Below are 17,634 nucleotides of genomic sequence, written 5' to 3' on the forward strand. Positions count from 1 at the left end.
AAACAAGACGGCGCGAGGCGCCTTTTGACGGGAGGACTTGTCGTGAAGATCACGTCGATCGAGACGCTGCGCACCGAGGAATTCTCCAACGTCATCTGGGTGCGCGTTCACACCGATAGCGGCGTGATCGGTCTCGGCGAGACTTTTTATGGCGCCGGCGCAGTCGAAGCGCAGATCCACGATACTTTTGCCGGCCGCCTGCTCGGCCGCAATCCCCTGCACATCGAGGCCATCCATCGCGACATGCTGAACCTGCCGATGGCGCAGTCCTCGACCGGCGTCGAATATCGTGCAGCCTCAGCGATCGACATCGCGCTGTGGGACCTGTTCGGCAAGGTCTGCAGCCAGCCGGTGCACCAGATGCTCGGCGGCCTCTGCCGCGACAAGCAGCGCATCTACAACACCTGCGCCGGCACGCAATATGTCCGCTCCACCAATATCAGCCCGGTCTCGAACTGGAATCTCGGTGCCTCCACCGGACCCTACGAAGATCTCGACGGCTTCATGAACCGCGCCGATGCGCTGGCCGAGAGCCTTTTGGAAAGCGGCATCTCCGCCATGAAGATCTGGCCGTTCGATCCGGCGGCGCAGGAGAACAAGGGGCTGTACATCACTGCCGCGCAGATGAAGCAGGCGATCGAGCCGTTCGAGAAGATCCGTAAAGCGGTTGGCGACAAGATGGAGATCATGGTCGAGCTCCACTCGCTGTGGAATCTGCCGACCGCAAAGCAGATCGCCCGCGCGCTCGAGCCCTACAAGCCGACCTGGTACGAGGACCCGATCCGCATGAACTCGCCGCAGGCGCTGGCCGAATATGCCCGCTCGACCGATGTCTGGGTCTGCGCCAGCGAGACGCTGGGCTCGCGCTTCCCCTACAAGGACATGCTCGACCGCGACGCCATGCATGTGGTGATGGCGGATTTGTGCTGGACCGGCGGCCTCACCGAAGGTCGCAAGATCGCCGCGATGGCCGAGACCTATCACCGGCCTTTTGCTCCTCATGACTGCATCGGCCCGATCGGCTTCATCGCCGCCATCCACATGTCCTTCAGCCAGCCCAACACGCTGATCCAGGAATCCGTGCGCGCCTTCTACAAGGGCTGGTACAATGAGCTCGTGACCACGATGCCCGTGATCAAGGACGGCTACGTCTTCCCGATGGAAGGCCCCGGCCTTGGAGTCGACCTTCTGCCCGCCGTCTTTGAGCGCTCCGATCTGATCGTGCGCCGCTCCAACGCCTGAGGATTATTTGAGATGAGCACCGCCCTGTTCGACCTTTCCGGCCGCACCGCCCTCGTGACCGGCTCCTCCCGCGGGCTTGGCCGCGCCATCGCCGAAGGCATGGCCAAGGCCGGCGCGAAAATCATCATCAACGGTGTCGACCCGAAGCGTGTCGAGCAGGCCGTCGCCGAGTTTCGCACCGCCGGCCATCAGGCCGAAGGCGCGGCCTTCAACGTCACCGACGAGCCCGCGATCATTGCAGCCTTCGAGCGCTTCGACCGCGAAGGACTCGCGGTCGACATTCTCGTCAACAATGCCGGGATCCAGCACCGCAAGCCGCTGGCGGAATTCACCACCGACGAATGGCGCAAGGTGATCGAGACTGATCTCACCAGCGCCTTCGTGATCGGCCGCGAGGCCGGCAAGCGCATGATCCTGCGCAAGCGCGGCAAGATCATCAATATCGGCTCGCTCGGCAGCGAGCTGGCGCGCCCAACGATTGCGCCCTACACCGCGGCCAAGGGCGGCATCAAGAACCTGACCCGCTCGATGGCGGTGGAATGGGCCCAGCACGGCATCCAGGCCAATGCGATCGGTCCCGGCTACATGCTCACCGACATGAACGAGGCGCTGGTCAACAATCCCGATTTCAACAGCTGGCTGATGGGCCGCATCCCCTCCAAGCGCTGGGGAAAGCCGGACGAGCTGGTGGGCGCGGCGATCTTCCTCGCCTCGGATGCCTCCACTTACGTCAACGGCCAGATCATCTATGTCGATGGCGGCATGATCGCCGCGATGTAGTCGCGAACGAGGAAACAGCACATGCGCGCCGTTGTCATTCACGCCCCGAAGGATCTGCGGATCGATACCTATCCGGATCCTGCGCCCGGCCCGGGCGAGGTCCGTGTCAAGATCGCCAATGGCGGCATCTGCGGCTCCGACCTGCACTACTACCATCACGGCGGCTTCGGCGTGGTGCGCATCCAGCAGCCGATGGCGCTGGGGCATGAGATCGCCGGCGTGGTCGCGGCGGTCGGTGACGGCGTCACCGGCGTGAAGCCTGGCACCCGCGTCGCGGTCAATCCGAGCAAGCCCTGTGGCCAGTGCCTGCATTGCCAGGAGGGCATGCGCAACCAGTGCCTCGACATGCGCTTCCTCGGCAGCGCGATGCGCTTTCCCCATGTGCAGGGTGGTTTCCGCGAGTTCATCACGGTCGATGCGACGCAGGCAGTTCCCATCTCCGACAAGCTGTCGCTGGCGGAAGCCGCGGTGGCCGAGCCGCTCGCGGTTTGCCTGCACGCCGGCAAGCAGGCCGGCCCCCTGCTCGGCAAGCGCGTGCTGATCACCGGCTGCGGCCCGATCGGCGCGCTGATGATCTTGGTGTCACGCTTCGGTGGCGCCTCCGAGATCGTGGTGACCGATGTCGCCGACGCTCCACTGGCGGTCGCGAAAAAGCTCGGCGCCACGCACGCCATCAACGTCGCGACCAATGCGGAAGCGCTCGATCCCTGGCGCGCCGGCAAGGGCGTGTTCGACACGCTGTTCGAAGCATCAGGCAATCAGGCGGCGTTGCGCACCGCGCTCGACGTGCTCCGCCCCGGCGCCACACTGGTCCAACTCGGCCTCGGCGGCGAGATGACGCTGCCGATCAATTCCATCGTCGCCAAGGAATTGCAGCTTCGCGGCACCTTCCGCTTCGATCCCGAGTTCGAGCTGGCGGTGCGGCTGATGGGCGAGGGCCTGATCGACGTCAAGCCGCTGATCACGGCCACCATGCCGTTCGAGAACGCGGTCGCGGCGTTCGAGCTCGCCAGCGACCGCTCGCAATCGATGAAGGTGCAGCTGACGTTCTGAGCGCAGGCCGGCTTCAAGGCTGCGCCAGCGAAGCATCGCAGCAGTGGTTTTCCCGGCCGTTACCGGGAAAATTTCACGACGTTGCACCGCGGCAAGAGTGGCGCTTTGCGCAGGCAGGGTTCTGCCGGATAATGCGCAGGCGACAATTCCGTTCGCATCAGGTACGCGCCGATGTGGAACCGTCCGAGATTCGATCTCAAGGTCCGCCTGACCTTGCGCGTGGCCGCCATATCGGCCGCCTGCTTCGCCGCGATATCGGCCTATTTCCTGATCACGGCGGACCGCGCCGCACATGCGCGCATCGACGCTATTGCCGCCATCGTCGCAAAGACGCTGGAGCTGCAACAAGGCAAGGTGCTCTGGACCGCGAACCCGCGCCCGGACTTTCCCAACCTCGATCCTGTTTCGGCCTATGTGATGACGCCCGGCCTGTGCCTCGCCTTCCGGGGGCCGAGCGGCGAAATCATCCAGCGCTTCTGCAGCGGCGCGCCCGTCACGGCCGACGCCCCGCCGCAGATTTTTACGGCGTTCTACCATGGCCTGTTCGACCCCGGCCGCAAGGCGGCACGGCCAGTGATGCTGCGTGGAAGCAAGCTGGGCGAGGCGGTGGTCTCGGTCGACCCGGCGGTGCAGACGGCCGAGGCCTGGCACGAGGCTGGCCGCCTGATGCTTGCGCTTGCAATCGCCCTGCCGTTGTTGTGCGTGCTGGTCTACGCCGCGCTGGCACGCGCGCTGCGCCCTACCCGCTTGATCAGCACCGGCCTCGAGCGGATTGCCGCCGGCGACCTCACAACGCGGCTGCCGCCATTCGACCTCGCCGAGCTCTCGGCGGTGCGCGACGTCTTCAACCATCTCGCCGAAAGCCTCGACACCGCGCTCGCCGAGCGCGCCGAACTGACACGAAAGCTGATCGCACTCCAGGACGAGGAACGGCGCCACCTCGCCCGCGAGCTGCACGACGAGTTCGGCCAGTCTCTCGCCGCGATCCGCGCCCTCGCCTCCTCCGCCCGCCAGACCGCCGCGCAGGACTGCCCCTCCTTGCTCGGCGAATGCGACGGCATCGCGCGGACCGCATCGGGTATGATGGAGACGCTGCGCGGCGCGCTGTTCCGGCTGCGACCGCCTGAAGTCGAGGAGCTCGGCCTCGTCGCCAGTCTCGAAGGCCTCGTTGCAGGCTGGAACGGACGCAGCCGCGGCGAGACGCGCTTTGCCATTCGCTTCGACGGCACGTTCGAGACGCTGCCGGCCTCGATCAGCGCCAACCTCTACCGCATCGTGCAGGAAGCGCTCACCAACGCCGCCAAGCACGCCGGCGCCACCAAGGTGAATCTCGAGCTGACCATGCATGAAGGCGAGATCGCGCTCGCCATCGACGATGACGGACGCTCGACCGATCCTGTCGCGAAATCAGGCATGGGTCTGCTCGGCATGCGCGAGCGTGTCGCGGCGCTGCGCGGCCGGCTGAGCTTTGAGGCCGGCCCGCAAGGCGGCTCCGCGCTGCGCGTCGTCATTCCGCTCGCATCAGCGGGGCCGCAGGTGCTGGAGCACGCGGCATGACCGCGACGATCCTGCTGGTCGACGACCATTCGGTGGTCCGCGAAGGCTATCGCTCCGTGCTGCAGAAGCAGCCGGGACTTCGCGTCATTGCCGAGGCCGCGATGGCGCGGAGGCTTATCGCCTGTTCAAATCAGAAGCGCCGGACCTCGTCATCATGGATCTCAGCATGCCCGGCATTGGCGGCGTCGAGGCCATCCGGCGTATCAGGCAATGGGACAAGGCGGCAAAAATCCTCGTCTTCACCATGCATGAGAATGCCGGGTTTGCGGTGCAGGCGATCCGCGCCGGCGCACGGGGTTACGCCACCAAGACCAGCCCACCGGAGACGCTGGTGCGTGCGGTGATGGACGTGCTCGCTGGCAAGATCGCGATCAGCCCCGATATCGACCACGAGCTGGCGCTGAGCCGGCTCGGCGGCGAAAGCTCCGCCGCCGATGTCCTCACGCCGCGGGAGTTCGAGGTACTGCGGCTGCTGCTCGCCGAGAACACGACGGAGCAGATCGCCGAGACGCTCCACGTCAGTCCGAAAACGGTCGCCAATTTGCATTCGCTGATCAAGGACAAGCTCGGCGTCGGCTCCGACATCGAGCTGGTCCGATTGGCGCTGCGCCAGGGCATACTCACGGAGCCCGACCTCGGCGCGGCCTGAGCCGATCATTCACGCGCGACCACCTGATCCAGCCAGGCGCAGTTCAGCGGCGGCACGCGCGGATCGGGAACGCGCACACCGCGCGCGGCCGCATCCATCCGCATGTCGCGCAGGCGCTTGCGCTGCTCATCCGGCATGTTGAGCCGCTCGTGGCCCCAGAGTGACGGACCGTCGAAGGTCTCGTGCGGCTGCCAGGTCTGGGGATCGATGACACGCCCGCCCCAGCCATATTCGATGAAGAAGCCGGACGGCGTATTCACATAGAACGAGGTCATGTGATCGTTGGTGTGACGGCCCAACGTATAGGCGATGCGGCCATCGTCCATTTGCGCGAGGTCGTAGCCCTGCCCGACATCATCGAGGCTGCCGAGCTCGACCATGAAGTGATGCATCGCCTTGCGTCCCGAGCCAACCATCGCAAAGGAATGGTGGCGGCCATTGACGTGGAAGAAATAGAGGCCATAGGGCTTCAGACCAAAATCGGAGACGTGGAAGCCGAGCACGTCGCGGTAGAACGGCAGCAATGGCTCGACTTCCTCGACATTGAGCACCACGTGTCCCATGCCGAGCGCGCCGGTGCGGAAGCCCGAGATGGGGCGGCCCGGCTTGAACGGCTCGCTCGCAAGCTCGGGCTTGCAGAACGCTTCCAGCCTGTTGCCGGCGGGATCGGCGAACGTGATGAGCTCGGCGACATGCCGCTCGTCAGCCAGCGCGCGCGAGCCGCGCGTGACCTTGACGCCATGGCTTTCCAGCCGGCCGGCGAGCTGGTCCAGCTCCGCGGTCGAGGCGACCTCCCAGCCCATCACCGCAAGGCCGGCGTCGCTGCTGCCGTCGACGATCAGGCGCTGCTTGCGGTCGTCCATGCGGAAGGCGCGCATCTTGCCGCCGCGATCGACCTGTTGCATGCCGAGCAGGCTAGTTGCCATCTGGCCCCACTGATCGAGCTGCGACGAATTGATGCCGATATAGCCGAGCGCGGTGATTTCCATCGAATTCCTCCCGAGAGCACCGCCTTCGCCGCAGTGCGGCGAACTTGATACCGGCCGCGCGCGATCTTACGGTGGCGCAATCGCTTCGCGTTCGCAAAGACGATAGTCGCGCCGCGATCTGCCACAAGGGAGAAAACACGAAGTGTCCAAGGAGCGGACGCGGACCGGAAAGCCCCGGCAGTCGGAAGGCGTCCGCGCCTTCAAGCGCGGTCTGGACGTGCTGCAGGAGGTCAACCGCTCCGGCGGCATCCGCGCCGGCGATGTCGCCCGCGCGCTCGACCTGCCCCGCCCGACCGTCTACCGCCTGCTCGAAACGCTGGAGGAACTCGGCTATGTCGCCCGCAGCGCCAGCGACGATCGCTTTCGCGTCACCCGGCTAGCCCTAAGCCTTGGCGATGGCTACGACCCCGGCGTGGTGATCTGCCAGGCGGCGGCGCCCTATTTGGCCGAGCTCAGCAAAACCCTGGTCTGGCCGGTCGATCTCTCCACTTACGAGAACGCCGCGATGGTGGTGCAGGAGACCACGCATTCCCGCAGCCCGCTCTCGATCGACCGCGGCATGATCGGCAAGCGCCTGCCGATGCTGCGGACCTCCGCAGGCCGGGCCTATTTGGCCGCCTGCCCCGCCCGCGAGCGCGACCTCATCATCAGCCATCTCCGCCGCATCGACGAAGCCGACGACCGCCCCTTCCTCGACCAGGGCCGCCTCGACCAGATGATCGCGGAGACGCAAGCGCGAGGCTACGCAATCCGCAGCGAGGGCGAATACAATCCGAAGACGGCATCGATCGCCGTCCCCATCGTGCGGAACGACGCGGTCTACGGTTGCATCTCCATCATCTGGATCCGCTCGGCGCTGGGGATCGAGGAAGCGGTGAAGCAATTTGCGGCGCAGCTTCAGGAGACGGCGCGGGCCATTCCGGTCGAGGTCTAGGGCCCGTCCGCAGAGCGGACACTTGGCGCGACGACGTTGATGCTGCGGCGCGGCTTGGGGAAGAGATAGCCCCATGCAAGATAAATCAACCCTCGAAGAATTCGATGTTGTCATCGTCGGCCGAGGCCCGGTCGGCGCGACGCTCGCCAACCTGCTCGGCCTCTGCGGTATCAGCACGCTGGTGCTGGAGCGCGAGGCGCGGACCTATCATCTGCCGCGCGCGGTGCATTTCGACGACGAATGCATGCGCGTGTTCCAGACCATCGGCCTTGCCGACGCCATCCTGCCGCATCTCATCCTCAGCCCCGGCATGCTGTTTCTCGATGCCCAGGGCAAGATGCTGCTGGACTGGTCGCGGCCGCAGACCCTGACGCCGATGGGCTGGAATCTCAGCTACCGCTTCCACCAGCCTGACCTGGAGGACGTGCTGGTCTCAGGCCTCGCGCGCTGGCCGCATGTCAGCTTGCGGAGCCGCTGCGATGTGTTTGCCCTGGACCAGGATGAGAGCGGCGTGCGGGTCCGCTTTGAGGACCTCTCCAACGGCAAGCTCAGCGAGGTGCGCGCCGGTTACGTCATCGGCTGCGACGGCGCGCGATCTCTGGTGCGCCGCTTCATCGGCTCCGGCATGGACGATCTCGGCTTTCACGAGCGCTGGCTGGTGATCGATGCGCTGCTCAAGCGCCCCCGCGACGATCTCGGCGACTACAGCCTGCAGCATTGCGATCCCAGGCGGCCGGCGACCTATGTCCGCGGCACCGGGTCGCGGCGGCGCTGGGAGATCACGGTTCTCCCGGACGAGGATTCGAACGACGTCGCGCAGCCCGCCAAGGTCTGGCAGCTGCTGTCGCGCTGGATCACGCCTGACGATGCCGAACTCGAGCGCGCCGCGGTCTACACCTTTCATTCGGTGATCGCCCAGCAATGGCGGAACGGCCGGCTGCTGCTTGCGGGCGATTCCGCGCACCAGACCCCGCCCTTCCTCGGCCAGGGCATGTGCGCCGGCATCCGCGATGCCGCCAATCTTGCGTGGAAACTGGCGAGCGTCATCAATTGCGGCGCCGATGCCAGGCTGCTCGACACCTATCAGAGCGAGCGCCAGCCGCATGTCCGCGAGTTCATCGAACTCGCCATTCGCCTCGGCGGCGTCATCAACACCAAGGCGATCGAAGCCGGCCTCGCCGCCGGGCAAGCGCGCAAGAATGCGCCAGTCAAACTTGAAGTCAAAAAGCCCTTGCTCGGCCCCGGGCTGGCGCTTGGCGATCTGCCGCTCGCCGGTCATCTCGCACCGCAATTCACGCTGAAGGACGGCAGCCGCAGCGACGACCGGATCGGCTACAGCCACCTGCTGATTGTCGAAAGCGCGGCGCGCTTTGCTCGGTCACGGCCAGGGATCAACATCCTCACCAACGACGATGCCGACGGCATCGGCCCTTGGCTGCGCGAGCACGGCATCATCGCCGCGCTGGTTCGTCCCGACCGCTACGTCCGCGCCGCCGCGCGCAACGATGCCGAGCTTGACCGGCTTGTCGCCACCATTGCGCCTTCAACCCAAGTGCCGTCCGCGGCCTGACCCTACGCAGGATACCTCATGAAGCTGCTCTCTTTCATTGCCGACGGCCGCGCCTCCTTCGGAGCCGTCAAGGACAACGGCGTCGTCGATCTCGGCACGCGCATGGCAGGATGCACTACCCTGCGGCAGTTGCTCGAAACTGGCCGTATCGCAGAAGCCGCAAAGCTGGTCGCGTCCACGGCGCCGGATCATCCGCTCGACGCGATCAGCTTCGCGCCCGTCATTCCCGATCCCGGCAAAATTATTTGCGTCGGCCTCAACTATCGCGACCACGTCGCCGAAACCGGGCGCACCGTCACCGAGAAGCCGGCGCTGTTCGTCCGTTTCCCCTGCAGCCAGGTCGGCCATCTCCAGCCGATCGTGAAGCCGAAAGTGAGCGACGACTTTGACTATGAGGGTGAGCTCGCACTCGTCATCGGCAAGCAGGGTCGCCATATCTCCGCGAGCAACGCGCTTCAACACATCGCCGGCTATGCCTGCTACAATGAAGGCAGTATCCGCGACTGGCAACGCCACACCAGCCAGTTCCTCTCCGGCAAGACCTTTGCCGAGAGCGGCAGCTTCGGCCCCTGGCTGGTGACGGCGGACGAGATTCCCGATCCGTCGAAGCTCACGCTGCAGACACGCCTCAACGGCACCGTGGTGCAGGACACGACGACGGATCTGCTGATCACCGCCATCCCTGAGCTGATCGCCTATATCTCGACGATCTGCCCGCTCGCCCCCGGCGACGTCATCGTGACAGGCACGCCTGGCGGCGTCGGCGCCAAGCGCACGCCGCCTTTGTGGATGCGCCCCGGCGACACCGTCGAGGTCGAAATCTCCGGCATCGGAATCTTGCGCAACAAGGTCGTCGCCGAGGCGGCCTGACCCTTGCAGCCGATCCATCAACGATAAAATCAGGAAACGCCATGGCCATCATCCGCACCCCATCCACTGCCGTCCTGCTGATCACATTGGCGCTGGCGGGCACTGCCCGCGCTGAGATCAAAAGCGACGCCGTCCGCATCGGTGTGCTCACCGACATGAACGGCATCTTCGCGACCGCGATGGGCCCCGGCTCGGTCGAGGCGGCGCGGATGGCGGCAGAAGAGTTCGGCGGCAAGATCAACGGCAAGCCGATCGAGATCTTGCAGGCCGATCACCAGAACAAGCCGGATCTTGCGGCCTCGCTCGCGCGCAAATGGTTCAGCGACGGGGTGCAGGCGATCGCCGATGGCGGCAGCTCCGGCGCGGCACTCGCGGTGCAGGAGTTGGTGCGCGGCAACGGAAAGATCTTCCTGATCTCCGGTGCCGGCGCCAACCAGCTCACCGATGAGGCCTGCGCGCCGTCGAGCGTGCAGTGGACCCAGGACGCCTATTCAACCGCAACCGCTGTCGTCTCCGGCGTCATGCAGACCAGCAAGGAGCCGTGGTTCTTCATCACCGGCGACTATGCTTTCGGCCACTCCATCGAGGCGACCGCGCGCGACCGGATCGCCGCACTCGGCGGCAAGGTGGCGGGCAGCGTCAAGGCCCAGCTCGGCACGCCCGACTACTCGTCGTTCCTGCTCCAGGCGCAGTCCTCTGGCGCAAAAATCCTCGCGATCAACGTCGCCGGCGACAATGCCACGGCGATCAAGCAGGCGGAGGAATTCGGCCTTGCGGACCAGGGCATCAAGATCGTGCCGATGTCGTTCCAGAACGTCGATATCGAGGCGGTCGGCCTCAAGGCGACGCGCGGCGATCTCATCGTCACCTCGTTCTTCGAGGACGTCTCACCGGCCGCGCGAAAGTTCTCCGATGCGTTCTATGCCCGCCGCAAGGCGATGCCCTCGCAGATCCAGGCCGGCGTCTATTCCGCCGTGCGCCACTATCTGCAAGCCGTGAAGGATACGGATTCCGACGACAGCGCGACCGTGATGGCAAAGATGAAGGCGACGCCCGTGTCGGACGCCTATACGACGAACGGCCGCATCCGCGAGGACCAGCGCATGGTGCACGATCTCTATCTGGTGCAGGTCAAGACGCCAGCGGAATCCAAGGGCCCGTGGGACTTCGTCAAGCTGGTCGCGACCATTCCGCCCGACCAGGCTTTTCGCCCGCTCGACCGCAGCAAGTGCAGCCTGGTGGGGAAATAACCCTCAGGCGAGATACCGCGTGAGATAGCCTTCCATGGCGTAGAGCGCGCAGAGCGCGAGGCTCGACCATACGGCGGCGCTGAAATACAGGAACATCCAGGTCAGCTCGCCCTTCCAATGCGCGATGTCGTGAGTCACCACCCAGCGCGTCGCAACATCATGCAGGCCTTCGAGGAGGCCCAGGAATCTTCCGCCCTCGGCGTGCCCTGCCCGCCAGCGGCTGAGATACATGGGAACGTCGACGGTGACGAGGAAGGCGAGGAAGCAGGCGATGCCGACAATGCCCGCGATGAGCGCCCAACGCACCACGCCCTGGAATTCCGGCGTCAGGCGGCACAGGGCGATGCCGGCGAGGAAGAAGGTCACCGCCCACAGCGAGTTCTCGATCGCGTTGAAGAGGAAATTCGTCGTCACCACCGCGTACCAGGAGAAGCACTCCGCGATGATGATAACAGGCACGATCACCAGCGCGATGTTCACCGCGGTCTCGGCGCCCGTCATCCGGCCGAGCTGATGCAGGATGATCGCCCACTGCGCGGCGAAGCAGACTTCGGCCACGGTCGCGACCGTGCGGCCGACAAACACGCTCGACAGCCAGGTGTCGAACAGGCAGATGCGCTGCACGTCGGCGCGCGGCAATACCGAGCGAAAGGCACAGCCGAACACATAGGCCGCGCAGAGCAGGAACATCAGCCCGATGTCCGAGCCCCCGCCGACGCTGCCGGCGACGTTCGGATAGAACTCGCGATACAGCATGAACCAGACGAGAATATTCGCGGCGCTGACCAGCGTCAGGGACCCCCACCACCACGCCAGGGGATTTGACCGTGCCTGCCACCGCAACATGAACCGCTCCGCCGTAGTCATCTTGACATCCAACGGTAGCAATCCTGTCATAAATCCTTCGTTCCCGGCGACAGAAATCTGAGTGACGCCACTGTCATAATTGGCCTGGCCGCGCTGTCATAATCGCAAACGCGCCTGCGTTTCCAGGCTTATCCGGGAGCGCCACTGCGAAGGCGCCCCCGAATCACGCTGGCACCCTATTTCTTCAGCCCACCGACATAGGCCGCCAGCTTGTCCAGCGTCTGGTAGCCGTATTCGACGGCGCCGAAGCCGATCATGCCGTCGCGCTGTTCGGTGCTCGCGGCCAGCTGCCGCATCATCAGCACGGTCTTGCCGTTGGCCTGCTCGGCAAAGGTAATGGTGAAGCGGAACATGCCGGGATCATCGTCCTGGTCGACGCCGTGGTCCATCTCCATGAGGGACGGCCGCTCGATGCGGAGGAAGCGCATCCGGTTCGGATAGACGGTGCCGTCGGGGCCGATCATGTTGAAGCGCCAGACGCCGCCGACCCGCACGTCGATCTCGAAGGTCTCGATCTCAAAGCCCTTCGGCCCGAACCATTGCGGCAGATGCTTCGGGTCGGACCACGCCTCGAACACCAGATCGCGCGGCGCGTCGATCACCCGCGACATCACGATCTCGCGGTCGATCGACCATTGCGACAGGGCAGCATTCGTCATCATCAGGTCCCTTTCCGTTTGCTTGGCTTGTTGGTTGTCTTCTCTGTCGTTTTGGCCGGCCGCTTGGCGGCCGCCTTCTCCTGCTTGAGCTTCATCACATAGGCCTCGAAGCGGTCGAGCCGCGCCTCCCAGATCGCGCGCTGGTGCTGGAACCAGTCTTCCGCACCGACCAGCGCCTCGGGGCTGAGGCGGCAGGTGCGCACGCGGCCGGACTTCTCCGACTGCACGAGGCCGCTCAGCTCCAGCACGTGGATGTGCTTCATGAAGCTCGGCAGCGCCATGTCGAACGGCTCGGCGAGTTCGCCGACCGAGGCCTCGCCGGCGCAAAGCCGCATCACGATCGCGCGCCGCGTCGGATCGGCGAGCGCCGCGAAAACCTGGTCGAGTCGGGGTTGTTGGTTAGCCATGTAGCAAACTATAACCACAGCGCGAGCGGGCGTCAATGATTGTTAGCTCAGAAGCTAAGTATTCTCTTGTAGCCCGGATGGAGCGAAGCGCAATCCGGGTCTCTTCGCCCTGCAGACCTTCCCGGATTTCGCTTTCGCTCCATCCGGGCTACAAAGCGGAACCTGCACGCGCAATCGTGAATTGGGATGCGCAGCCCTCCCCGCTAGAACAACATTCGGGGCGCACCGCATCATCAGTCAGAGCACGTGCCACCTGTTGTCACCTCCCCGCAAATCACCCGGCGATCCCTCGCCCGCGCCGCGCTTGTTCCCTTCGTGGTTGCGCTGGCCCGGCCGCATCGTGCCTCGGCGGATTCGGACATGATTGCGCAGATGCGCGACATCGTCGCTGCCGAGCTCGCGCCCACCGCGACGCCGGATCACCCGGGCGGCCTCGCCGCCGCGCTCTATGCCGGCCGCCATGTCGAATTCTTCAGCTACGGCCTTGCCGACGCCGCCACCAGGCGGCCCGTGACGCCGGACACGCAGTTCAACCTCGCCTCGTTGCGAAAGCCGTTCGAGGCCGCGCTGGTGGCAGCAGGCACGCTGCGCGGCGAGCTCAGGCTCGACGATCCCGTGCCGAAATATCTGCCCGAGCTCACCGGCGACTATGTCCGCAGCATCACAATCGGCGAGCTCGCCACGCACACCTCGGGCCTGCTGCTCCCAACCGATCACCCGCCCTGGCCGAACGAGACCTACTCGCAGGCGCAATTCATCGCGATGCTCAACGCCTTCACGCCGCCCGCGGGCATCGCGCCGGGCAAGCAGCGCATCTACAGCCATGCCGGTTACGTCCTGCTTCAGCTCGTGCTCGAGCGCTGCTATCGCACGCCGATCGCCGGACTGATCGAAAGCCGCGTGCTCAAGCCGCTCGGCATGCGCGCAACATCCGTTCCCGAACGAGGACCGGACAATCGCGCGGTCATGGATGAGGCCATAATGCGGCGCGTCGTGCAGGGCTATTCCGACCAGGGCAGCGCGATCGGCCCGATCGGAGACCAGCAGAGTTATTTCGACTTCCCCGGCACGGGCCAGATGTTCTCGTCCGCGCGCGATCTCGCGACATTCGTCGCGGCCTGTGTCGACGGCCGCAGCATCGACCCGCGTCTGCGGGAGGCCTTGCGCATGACACAGCGCGAAGTTTTCCACGTCGACCAGAGGTACGAGCAGGCGACCTTCGGCCAGGCCATGGCCTGGGAGACCGTCCACCTGCCCGGCGTCACCATCGTCGACAAGCCGGGCGGCCTCAACAATGCATCGGGCTATATCGGCCTCGTGCCGGCGCACCGGATCGGCATCGTGCTGCTTGCCAATCGCGGCGACTATCCGCACGAGATCGCCCGCTACAAGATCCTGCCTGCGCTGGCGAGACTGGTGGCGCACGCCTGAGCTCCTGCCTCAGACCGAGCGGGTCAGCCCGCCGTCGACGCGGATGTTCTGGCCGGTGATGTAGGCCGCGCCCTCGGACGCCAGGAACGAGACGGTCGCCGCGATCTCCTCGACCTTGCCGTAACGCTTCAGCGGCACGCTGTCGCGACGGGCATCCGTCTGCGGCAGGCTGTCGATCCAGCCGGGCAGCACGTTGTTCATGCGGATGTTGTCACCCGCGTGGGTGTCGGTGAAGATCTTCGTGAAAGCGGCAAGACCCGCGCGGAACACCGCCGAGGTCGGAAACATCGCGCTCGGCTCGAACGCCCAGGCGGTCGAGATATTGATGATGGCGCCGCCCTTCTGCGCCTGCATCACCGGCGTCACCAGTCTGACAGGACGGATCACGTTGAGCAGATAGGTGTCGAGACCGATGTGCCACTGCTCGTCGGTGATCTCCGTGATGGCGGCGCGCGGGCCGTGGCCGGCGCTGTTGACCAGCACGTCGATGCGTCCCCACTTCGCCAGCGCCCCGTCGACGAGCCGCTTCAGGTCGTCATTCGACTTATTCGAGCCGGTCACACCAAGCCCGCCGAGTTCGGCTGCGAGTGCCTCGCCCTTGCCGGAGGACGACAGGATCGCGACGTGAAAACCGTCGGCGGCAAGCCGCCGCGCGGCTCCTGCTCCCATGCCGCTGCCGCCTGCGGTGACGAGCACGACCTTCTCTGCTCCCATGACTGATCATCCCTGTGATAACGTAGAGGCGAACCCAAATTCAGGCTGCTATGGCTCAGCCTATCGTCTGGCCTTCTACAGCCAGACTTGCCCGCAAGCCAGACTTGCTAATAAGCCCATCGTCACGAGGCACCACGACATGAGTGATTTGCAGATCCGCAATCTGCGCCCCGAGGAGATCTCCATCGCCATCGACTGGGCAGCGGCGGAAGGGTGGAATCCCGGCCTGCGAGACGCCGCCTGCTTCGCGATTCCTGACGCAAAAGGCTTCTTCGTCGGCGAGATCGACGGCGAGCCGGTCGCATCAGTGTCCTGCGTCAGTTATGACGAACGCTTCGCCTTCCTCGGCTTCTACATCGTGCGCGCAGGCTTTCGTGGCAGAGGCTACGGCCTGCGTCTCTGGAACGCCGCGATCGCGCATGCGGGCGCGCGGGTCATCGGGCTCGACGGCGTCGTGGCGCAGCAGGACAACTACAAGAAGTCAGGCTTCCAGCTCGCTTACGCCAATATCCGCTATGGCGGCATCGTTGCATCGCCGCCAAAGCCACCCGCCGAGATTGTTGCGCTCGATACGATCCCATTTGCGCTTGTACAAGCTGACGACGCCACCGTCTTCCCTGCCCCGCGCGCGGCGTTCTTGCGCGCCTGGATCGATACGCCAGGACACGTCGGCCGCGCACTGCTGCGCGACGGCAAGCTTGCCGCGTGGGGCGTGATCCGCCCCTGCCGGACCGGCCACAAGATCGGCCCGCTGGTAGCTGATGACCGTGCCGCGGCGGAAGCGGTTGCGCAGGCCTTGCTGGCGAGCCCCGGCTGCAACGAATTTGTGCTCGACATCCCCGCGATGAACCGCGATGCTATTGCGCTTGCGGAATGCCTTGGGCTGAAGCCGACATTCGAAACGGCGCGAATGTACACTGGACCGATCCCGTCACTGCGGCTTGACCGCGTGTTCGGCGTAACCAGCTTTGAACTGGGCTAGTTCGATTTTGATTTAGGGCCGTGCCCACCTGGAATTTGTAATCTGGTTCACGTCGCCACTGTGGCGCAACGTGTATGCGTGTTGCATCCGCCAATTTTGCCGGACGGCTCGAACGACATTTCTTGACCAGCGCTATTTCATCGAGAGGATTTCATGAGCGAAGCCAGAACCAAGATCCGCTCTTCCCAGCATACGGCCGATGACACGGAGCGCCTCGGCATCGCGGCCGCCTTGGTGCTTGCCGTTGCGGCGGCCCTCGGGATTCACACGCTCGTCTCTGTGCCGACGATCCGGGAAGCCGGGCGGGCCGAGCTCGCGCGCGTCATTGCCGATGAGGATCGGGATGTCTGCGGACAGTTCGGGTTGCGCCCGGGAACGAGCGCATTTGTCGTCTGCAGCCGTGAGCTCGCCAATGTCAGGCGAAAACAGTCCGAGCGCGACCAGGCGGCCGCCGCGGGCTTTTTGTAGCAAGCCGTGAAATGCGGCGCGCTGCTCAGTAGCAGCGCGTGATGTTGACCGTGTGCTCGGCACCACCGCGGCCCGGCACCGTCACCTGCTCCGTTGGGCAGCTCGACACATAGGGCCGGTCGGACGGCACGACGTTCGGCGGGAAGCGATGCGCCCAGTCCCAGGGAACGTCGTAGGTGTAGGTATAGCGAACATCGTTGGTGGCGGGCTGGTCGGCGTAAGCGAACGGCTCGCTGTAGCCGGCTCCGTCGTTGTAGAAAGCGCCGCCCCCGGGCCAGTAAACCCAGGGATTGTTGAAGCGATGGCCGTGGCCATGGAACCGTGCGCCCGGCGCGATCGGCGGGCGCACTGCCGGCGCGGCGGTCACCATGCCGTGCGGCGCGGCGCCGCCCGGTCGTGCAAAGCTTTCGCTGGAGCCGAGAAGCAGCGCGGCTGCGCTGAACGAGGCGAACAAGGCCCCATATGATCTGGACATCATGATACGCACCACACTCGTTTGGCTTCGCGAGACGGCTCCCCATCGCGACGCTAGGCCGGTCCATCACCCGTCCGCAAACCTATAATTAATTATTGGTTAAGGCACGCGATTAATGGGAACCCGGTGGTCTCGTAGGGTGGATTAGACGACGGCTGCGCGAAGCGCAGTCGACGGCGTAATCCACCGCGTTTGTCACCGCGAAGACGGACAGTGGTGGATTACGCCTTCGGCTAATCCACCCTACGAAGGGGCGACGAGATCTTGCGTTGGCTGTCGGGCAAAACACCCAAAATGCCAGTCAAACCGCTCGCCTAAAAATATTCCACTTTACCGAAATTCGGAAATGGCGTATGTGTCGCGGCAACCCGGCCCATGGAAGAGGGGCGTATCGCGATCGTCACGACGCGGGCCGGATTGCGGTGGGCGCAGGTCACATCGGCGCGATCAGGCTTTGCAGGGCGGGCAACCGTGAGCGAGGCCATCGCGCAAACGACCGGTGTGATTGCCGCGCACGGCAAAATCGTGTGGTCCTGGCGCCCGGAGCCTGTGCGCCAAGGCTCGTGGTGAGGTGCGATGTCCAACCGGGCGTGCACATCAGTCATCTGCGAGACGACGGGGGCAATAGTGCATCGCTCCCCGGGGAGATCACGACATAAGCCGTTCCAACCACTGCGCAGGGAAGGCCGGATGTTTCGGCTTCACCTGTATGCCGCTGTGCAGCCTCTTGTAGCGCA

Annotated in this window: 17 protein-coding genes and 1 pseudogene; 12 read left to right on the plus strand and 6 right to left on the minus strand. The window is 65.0% G+C overall.

Annotated elements, in window-relative coordinates; translation table 11 throughout:
* The first annotated feature begins 42 nt into the window (after positions 1–42).
* The 5 genes and pseudogenes from AOQ71_RS23405 to AOQ71_RS23425 all read left to right on the plus strand — a co-directional run bounded on the left by AOQ71_RS23405 (position 43) and on the right by AOQ71_RS23425 (position 5,281).
* Complete coding sequence (locus AOQ71_RS23405) at positions 43–1,242, plus strand: mandelate racemase/muconate lactonizing enzyme family protein (RefSeq protein ID WP_057751597.1); 1,200 nt, start codon at positions 43–45, stop codon at positions 1,240–1,242.
* Between the two features lie 12 nt (positions 1,243–1,254).
* Positions 1,255–2,022, plus strand: a complete 768-nt coding sequence (locus tag AOQ71_RS23410) for an SDR family oxidoreductase (RefSeq protein ID WP_057751600.1) — start codon at positions 1,255–1,257, stop codon at positions 2,020–2,022.
* 21 nt (positions 2,023–2,043) lie between these two features.
* The gene (locus tag AOQ71_RS23415) at positions 2,044–3,075 is read left to right on the plus strand and encodes an L-idonate 5-dehydrogenase (protein ID WP_057751602.1); all 1,032 of its coding nucleotides are present in this window, start codon (positions 2,044–2,046) and stop codon (positions 3,073–3,075) included.
* Positions 3,076–3,246: 171 nt separating this feature from the next.
* Entirely contained in the window at positions 3,247–4,632 is a 1,386-nt protein-coding gene (locus AOQ71_RS23420) for a sensor histidine kinase (RefSeq protein ID WP_057751604.1), read from the plus strand.
* Positions 4,629–5,281 (plus strand): annotated as a pseudogene (locus AOQ71_RS23425) (response regulator). The gene AOQ71_RS23420 and the pseudogene AOQ71_RS23425 overlap by 4 nt, the downstream one beginning before the upstream one ends.
* Positions 5,282–5,286: 5 nt before the next feature.
* Here AOQ71_RS23425 and AOQ71_RS23430 read toward each other — a convergent pair.
* The gene (locus AOQ71_RS23430; RefSeq protein WP_057751606.1) at positions 5,287–6,270 is read right to left on the minus strand and encodes a VOC family protein; all 984 of its coding nucleotides are present in this window, start codon (positions 6,268–6,270) and stop codon (positions 5,287–5,289) included.
* A 142-nt stretch (positions 6,271–6,412) separates the two neighbouring features.
* Between AOQ71_RS23430 and AOQ71_RS23435 the strand changes: the two genes are divergently transcribed.
* From AOQ71_RS23435 to AOQ71_RS23450, 4 genes are all read left to right on the plus strand, one after another.
* A complete protein-coding gene (locus tag AOQ71_RS23435; RefSeq protein WP_057751608.1) occupies positions 6,413–7,204 on the plus strand; it encodes a DNA-binding transcriptional regulator in 792 nt (263 codons plus the stop codon).
* Positions 7,205–7,277: 73 nt separating this feature from the next.
* Positions 7,278–8,774: a bifunctional 3-(3-hydroxy-phenyl)propionate/3-hydroxycinnamic acid hydroxylase MhpA gene (gene mhpA, locus AOQ71_RS23440; protein WP_057751610.1), complete on the plus strand. Its 1,497-nt coding sequence runs from the start codon at positions 7,278–7,280 to the stop codon at positions 8,772–8,774.
* Positions 8,775–8,792: 18 nt separating this feature from the next.
* Positions 8,793–9,644, plus strand: coding sequence for a fumarylacetoacetate hydrolase family protein (locus AOQ71_RS23445; RefSeq protein ID WP_057751613.1), 852 nt, complete (start codon positions 8,793–8,795; stop codon positions 9,642–9,644).
* Positions 9,645–9,685: 41 nt separating this feature from the next.
* Positions 9,686–10,894, plus strand: a complete 1,209-nt coding sequence (locus AOQ71_RS23450) for an ABC transporter substrate-binding protein (protein WP_057751615.1) — start codon at positions 9,686–9,688, stop codon at positions 10,892–10,894.
* Positions 10,895–10,897: 3 nt separating this feature from the next.
* On the opposite strand, the gene AOQ71_RS23455 is transcribed toward AOQ71_RS23450, so the two are convergent.
* From AOQ71_RS23455 to AOQ71_RS23465, 3 genes are all read right to left on the minus strand, one after another.
* The gene (locus AOQ71_RS23455; protein WP_057751816.1) at positions 10,898–11,740 is read right to left on the minus strand and encodes a hypothetical protein; all 843 of its coding nucleotides are present in this window, start codon (positions 11,738–11,740) and stop codon (positions 10,898–10,900) included.
* A gap of 197 nt (positions 11,741–11,937) precedes the next feature.
* Positions 11,938–12,423, minus strand: coding sequence for an SRPBCC family protein (locus AOQ71_RS23460; protein WP_083514432.1), 486 nt, complete (start codon positions 12,421–12,423; stop codon positions 11,938–11,940).
* A complete protein-coding gene (locus tag AOQ71_RS23465) occupies positions 12,423–12,827 on the minus strand; it encodes an ArsR/SmtB family transcription factor (RefSeq protein ID WP_057751617.1) in 405 nt (134 codons plus the stop codon). Before AOQ71_RS23465 ends, AOQ71_RS23460 begins: the two co-directional genes overlap by 1 nt.
* A gap of 360 nt (positions 12,828–13,187) precedes the next feature.
* On the opposite strand from AOQ71_RS23465, the gene AOQ71_RS23470 reads away from it, so the two are divergent.
* Positions 13,188–14,258, plus strand: a complete 1,071-nt coding sequence (locus AOQ71_RS23470) for a serine hydrolase (RefSeq protein ID WP_057751821.1) — start codon at positions 13,188–13,190, stop codon at positions 14,256–14,258.
* A gap of 9 nt (positions 14,259–14,267) precedes the next feature.
* Here AOQ71_RS23470 and AOQ71_RS23475 read toward each other — a convergent pair whose 3' ends face one another.
* Complete coding sequence (locus AOQ71_RS23475; protein ID WP_057751620.1) at positions 14,268–14,972, minus strand: SDR family oxidoreductase; 705 nt, start codon at positions 14,970–14,972, stop codon at positions 14,268–14,270.
* Between the two features lie 139 nt (positions 14,973–15,111).
* Between AOQ71_RS23475 and AOQ71_RS23480 the strand changes: the two genes are divergently transcribed.
* Together AOQ71_RS23480 and AOQ71_RS23485 are read left to right on the plus strand one after the other, a co-directional pair.
* The gene (locus tag AOQ71_RS23480) at positions 15,112–15,954 is read left to right on the plus strand and encodes a GNAT family N-acetyltransferase (protein ID WP_057751622.1); all 843 of its coding nucleotides are present in this window, start codon (positions 15,112–15,114) and stop codon (positions 15,952–15,954) included.
* A gap of 153 nt (positions 15,955–16,107) precedes the next feature.
* A complete protein-coding gene (locus AOQ71_RS23485) occupies positions 16,108–16,422 on the plus strand; it encodes a hypothetical protein (RefSeq protein WP_057751624.1) in 315 nt (104 codons plus the stop codon).
* Positions 16,423–16,447: 25 nt separating this feature from the next.
* Here AOQ71_RS23485 and AOQ71_RS23490 read toward each other — a convergent pair whose 3' ends face one another.
* The gene (locus AOQ71_RS23490) at positions 16,448–16,900 is read right to left on the minus strand and encodes a hypothetical protein (protein WP_057751626.1); all 453 of its coding nucleotides are present in this window, start codon (positions 16,898–16,900) and stop codon (positions 16,448–16,450) included.
* Positions 16,901–17,634: the final 734 nt, after the last annotated feature.

It is taken from the genome of Bradyrhizobium manausense (genome assembly GCF_001440035.1).
In the GTDB taxonomy this organism is placed as follows: Bacteria; Pseudomonadota; Alphaproteobacteria; order Rhizobiales; family Xanthobacteraceae; genus Bradyrhizobium; species Bradyrhizobium manausense.

Coding starts and splice junctions, on each gene's coding strand:
- AOQ71_RS23410 (WP_057751600.1), top strand. CDS start 1,255: ATGAGCACCGCCCTGTTCGACCTTTCCGGCCGCACCGCCCTCGTGACC.
- AOQ71_RS23415 (WP_057751602.1), top strand. CDS start 2,044: ATGCGCGCCGTTGTCATTCACGCCCCGAAGGATCTGCGGATCGATACC.
- AOQ71_RS23420 (WP_057751604.1), top strand. CDS start 3,247: ATGTGGAACCGTCCGAGATTCGATCTCAAGGTCCGCCTGACCTTGCGC.
- AOQ71_RS23430 (WP_057751606.1), bottom strand. CDS start 6,270: ATGGAAATCACCGCGCTCGGCTATATCGGCATCAATTCGTCGCAGCTC.
- mhpA (WP_057751610.1), top strand. CDS start 7,278: ATGCAAGATAAATCAACCCTCGAAGAATTCGATGTTGTCATCGTCGGC.
- AOQ71_RS23445 (WP_057751613.1), top strand. CDS start 8,793: ATGAAGCTGCTCTCTTTCATTGCCGACGGCCGCGCCTCCTTCGGAGCC.
- AOQ71_RS23450 (WP_057751615.1), top strand. CDS start 9,686: ATGGCCATCATCCGCACCCCATCCACTGCCGTCCTGCTGATCACATTG.
- AOQ71_RS23455 (WP_057751816.1), bottom strand. CDS start 11,740: ATGTTGCGGTGGCAGGCACGGTCAAATCCCCTGGCGTGGTGGTGGGGG.
- AOQ71_RS23460 (WP_083514432.1), bottom strand. CDS start 12,423: ATGATGACGAATGCTGCCCTGTCGCAATGGTCGATCGACCGCGAGATC.
- AOQ71_RS23465 (WP_057751617.1), bottom strand. CDS start 12,827: ATGGCTAACCAACAACCCCGACTCGACCAGGTTTTCGCGGCGCTCGCC.
- AOQ71_RS23470 (WP_057751821.1), top strand. CDS start 13,188: ATGATTGCGCAGATGCGCGACATCGTCGCTGCCGAGCTCGCGCCCACC.
- AOQ71_RS23475 (WP_057751620.1), bottom strand. CDS start 14,972: ATGGGAGCAGAGAAGGTCGTGCTCGTCACCGCAGGCGGCAGCGGCATG.
- AOQ71_RS23480 (WP_057751622.1), top strand. CDS start 15,112: ATGAGTGATTTGCAGATCCGCAATCTGCGCCCCGAGGAGATCTCCATC.
- AOQ71_RS23485 (WP_057751624.1), top strand. CDS start 16,108: ATGAGCGAAGCCAGAACCAAGATCCGCTCTTCCCAGCATACGGCCGAT.
- AOQ71_RS23490 (WP_057751626.1), bottom strand. CDS start 16,900: ATGATGTCCAGATCATATGGGGCCTTGTTCGCCTCGTTCAGCGCAGCC.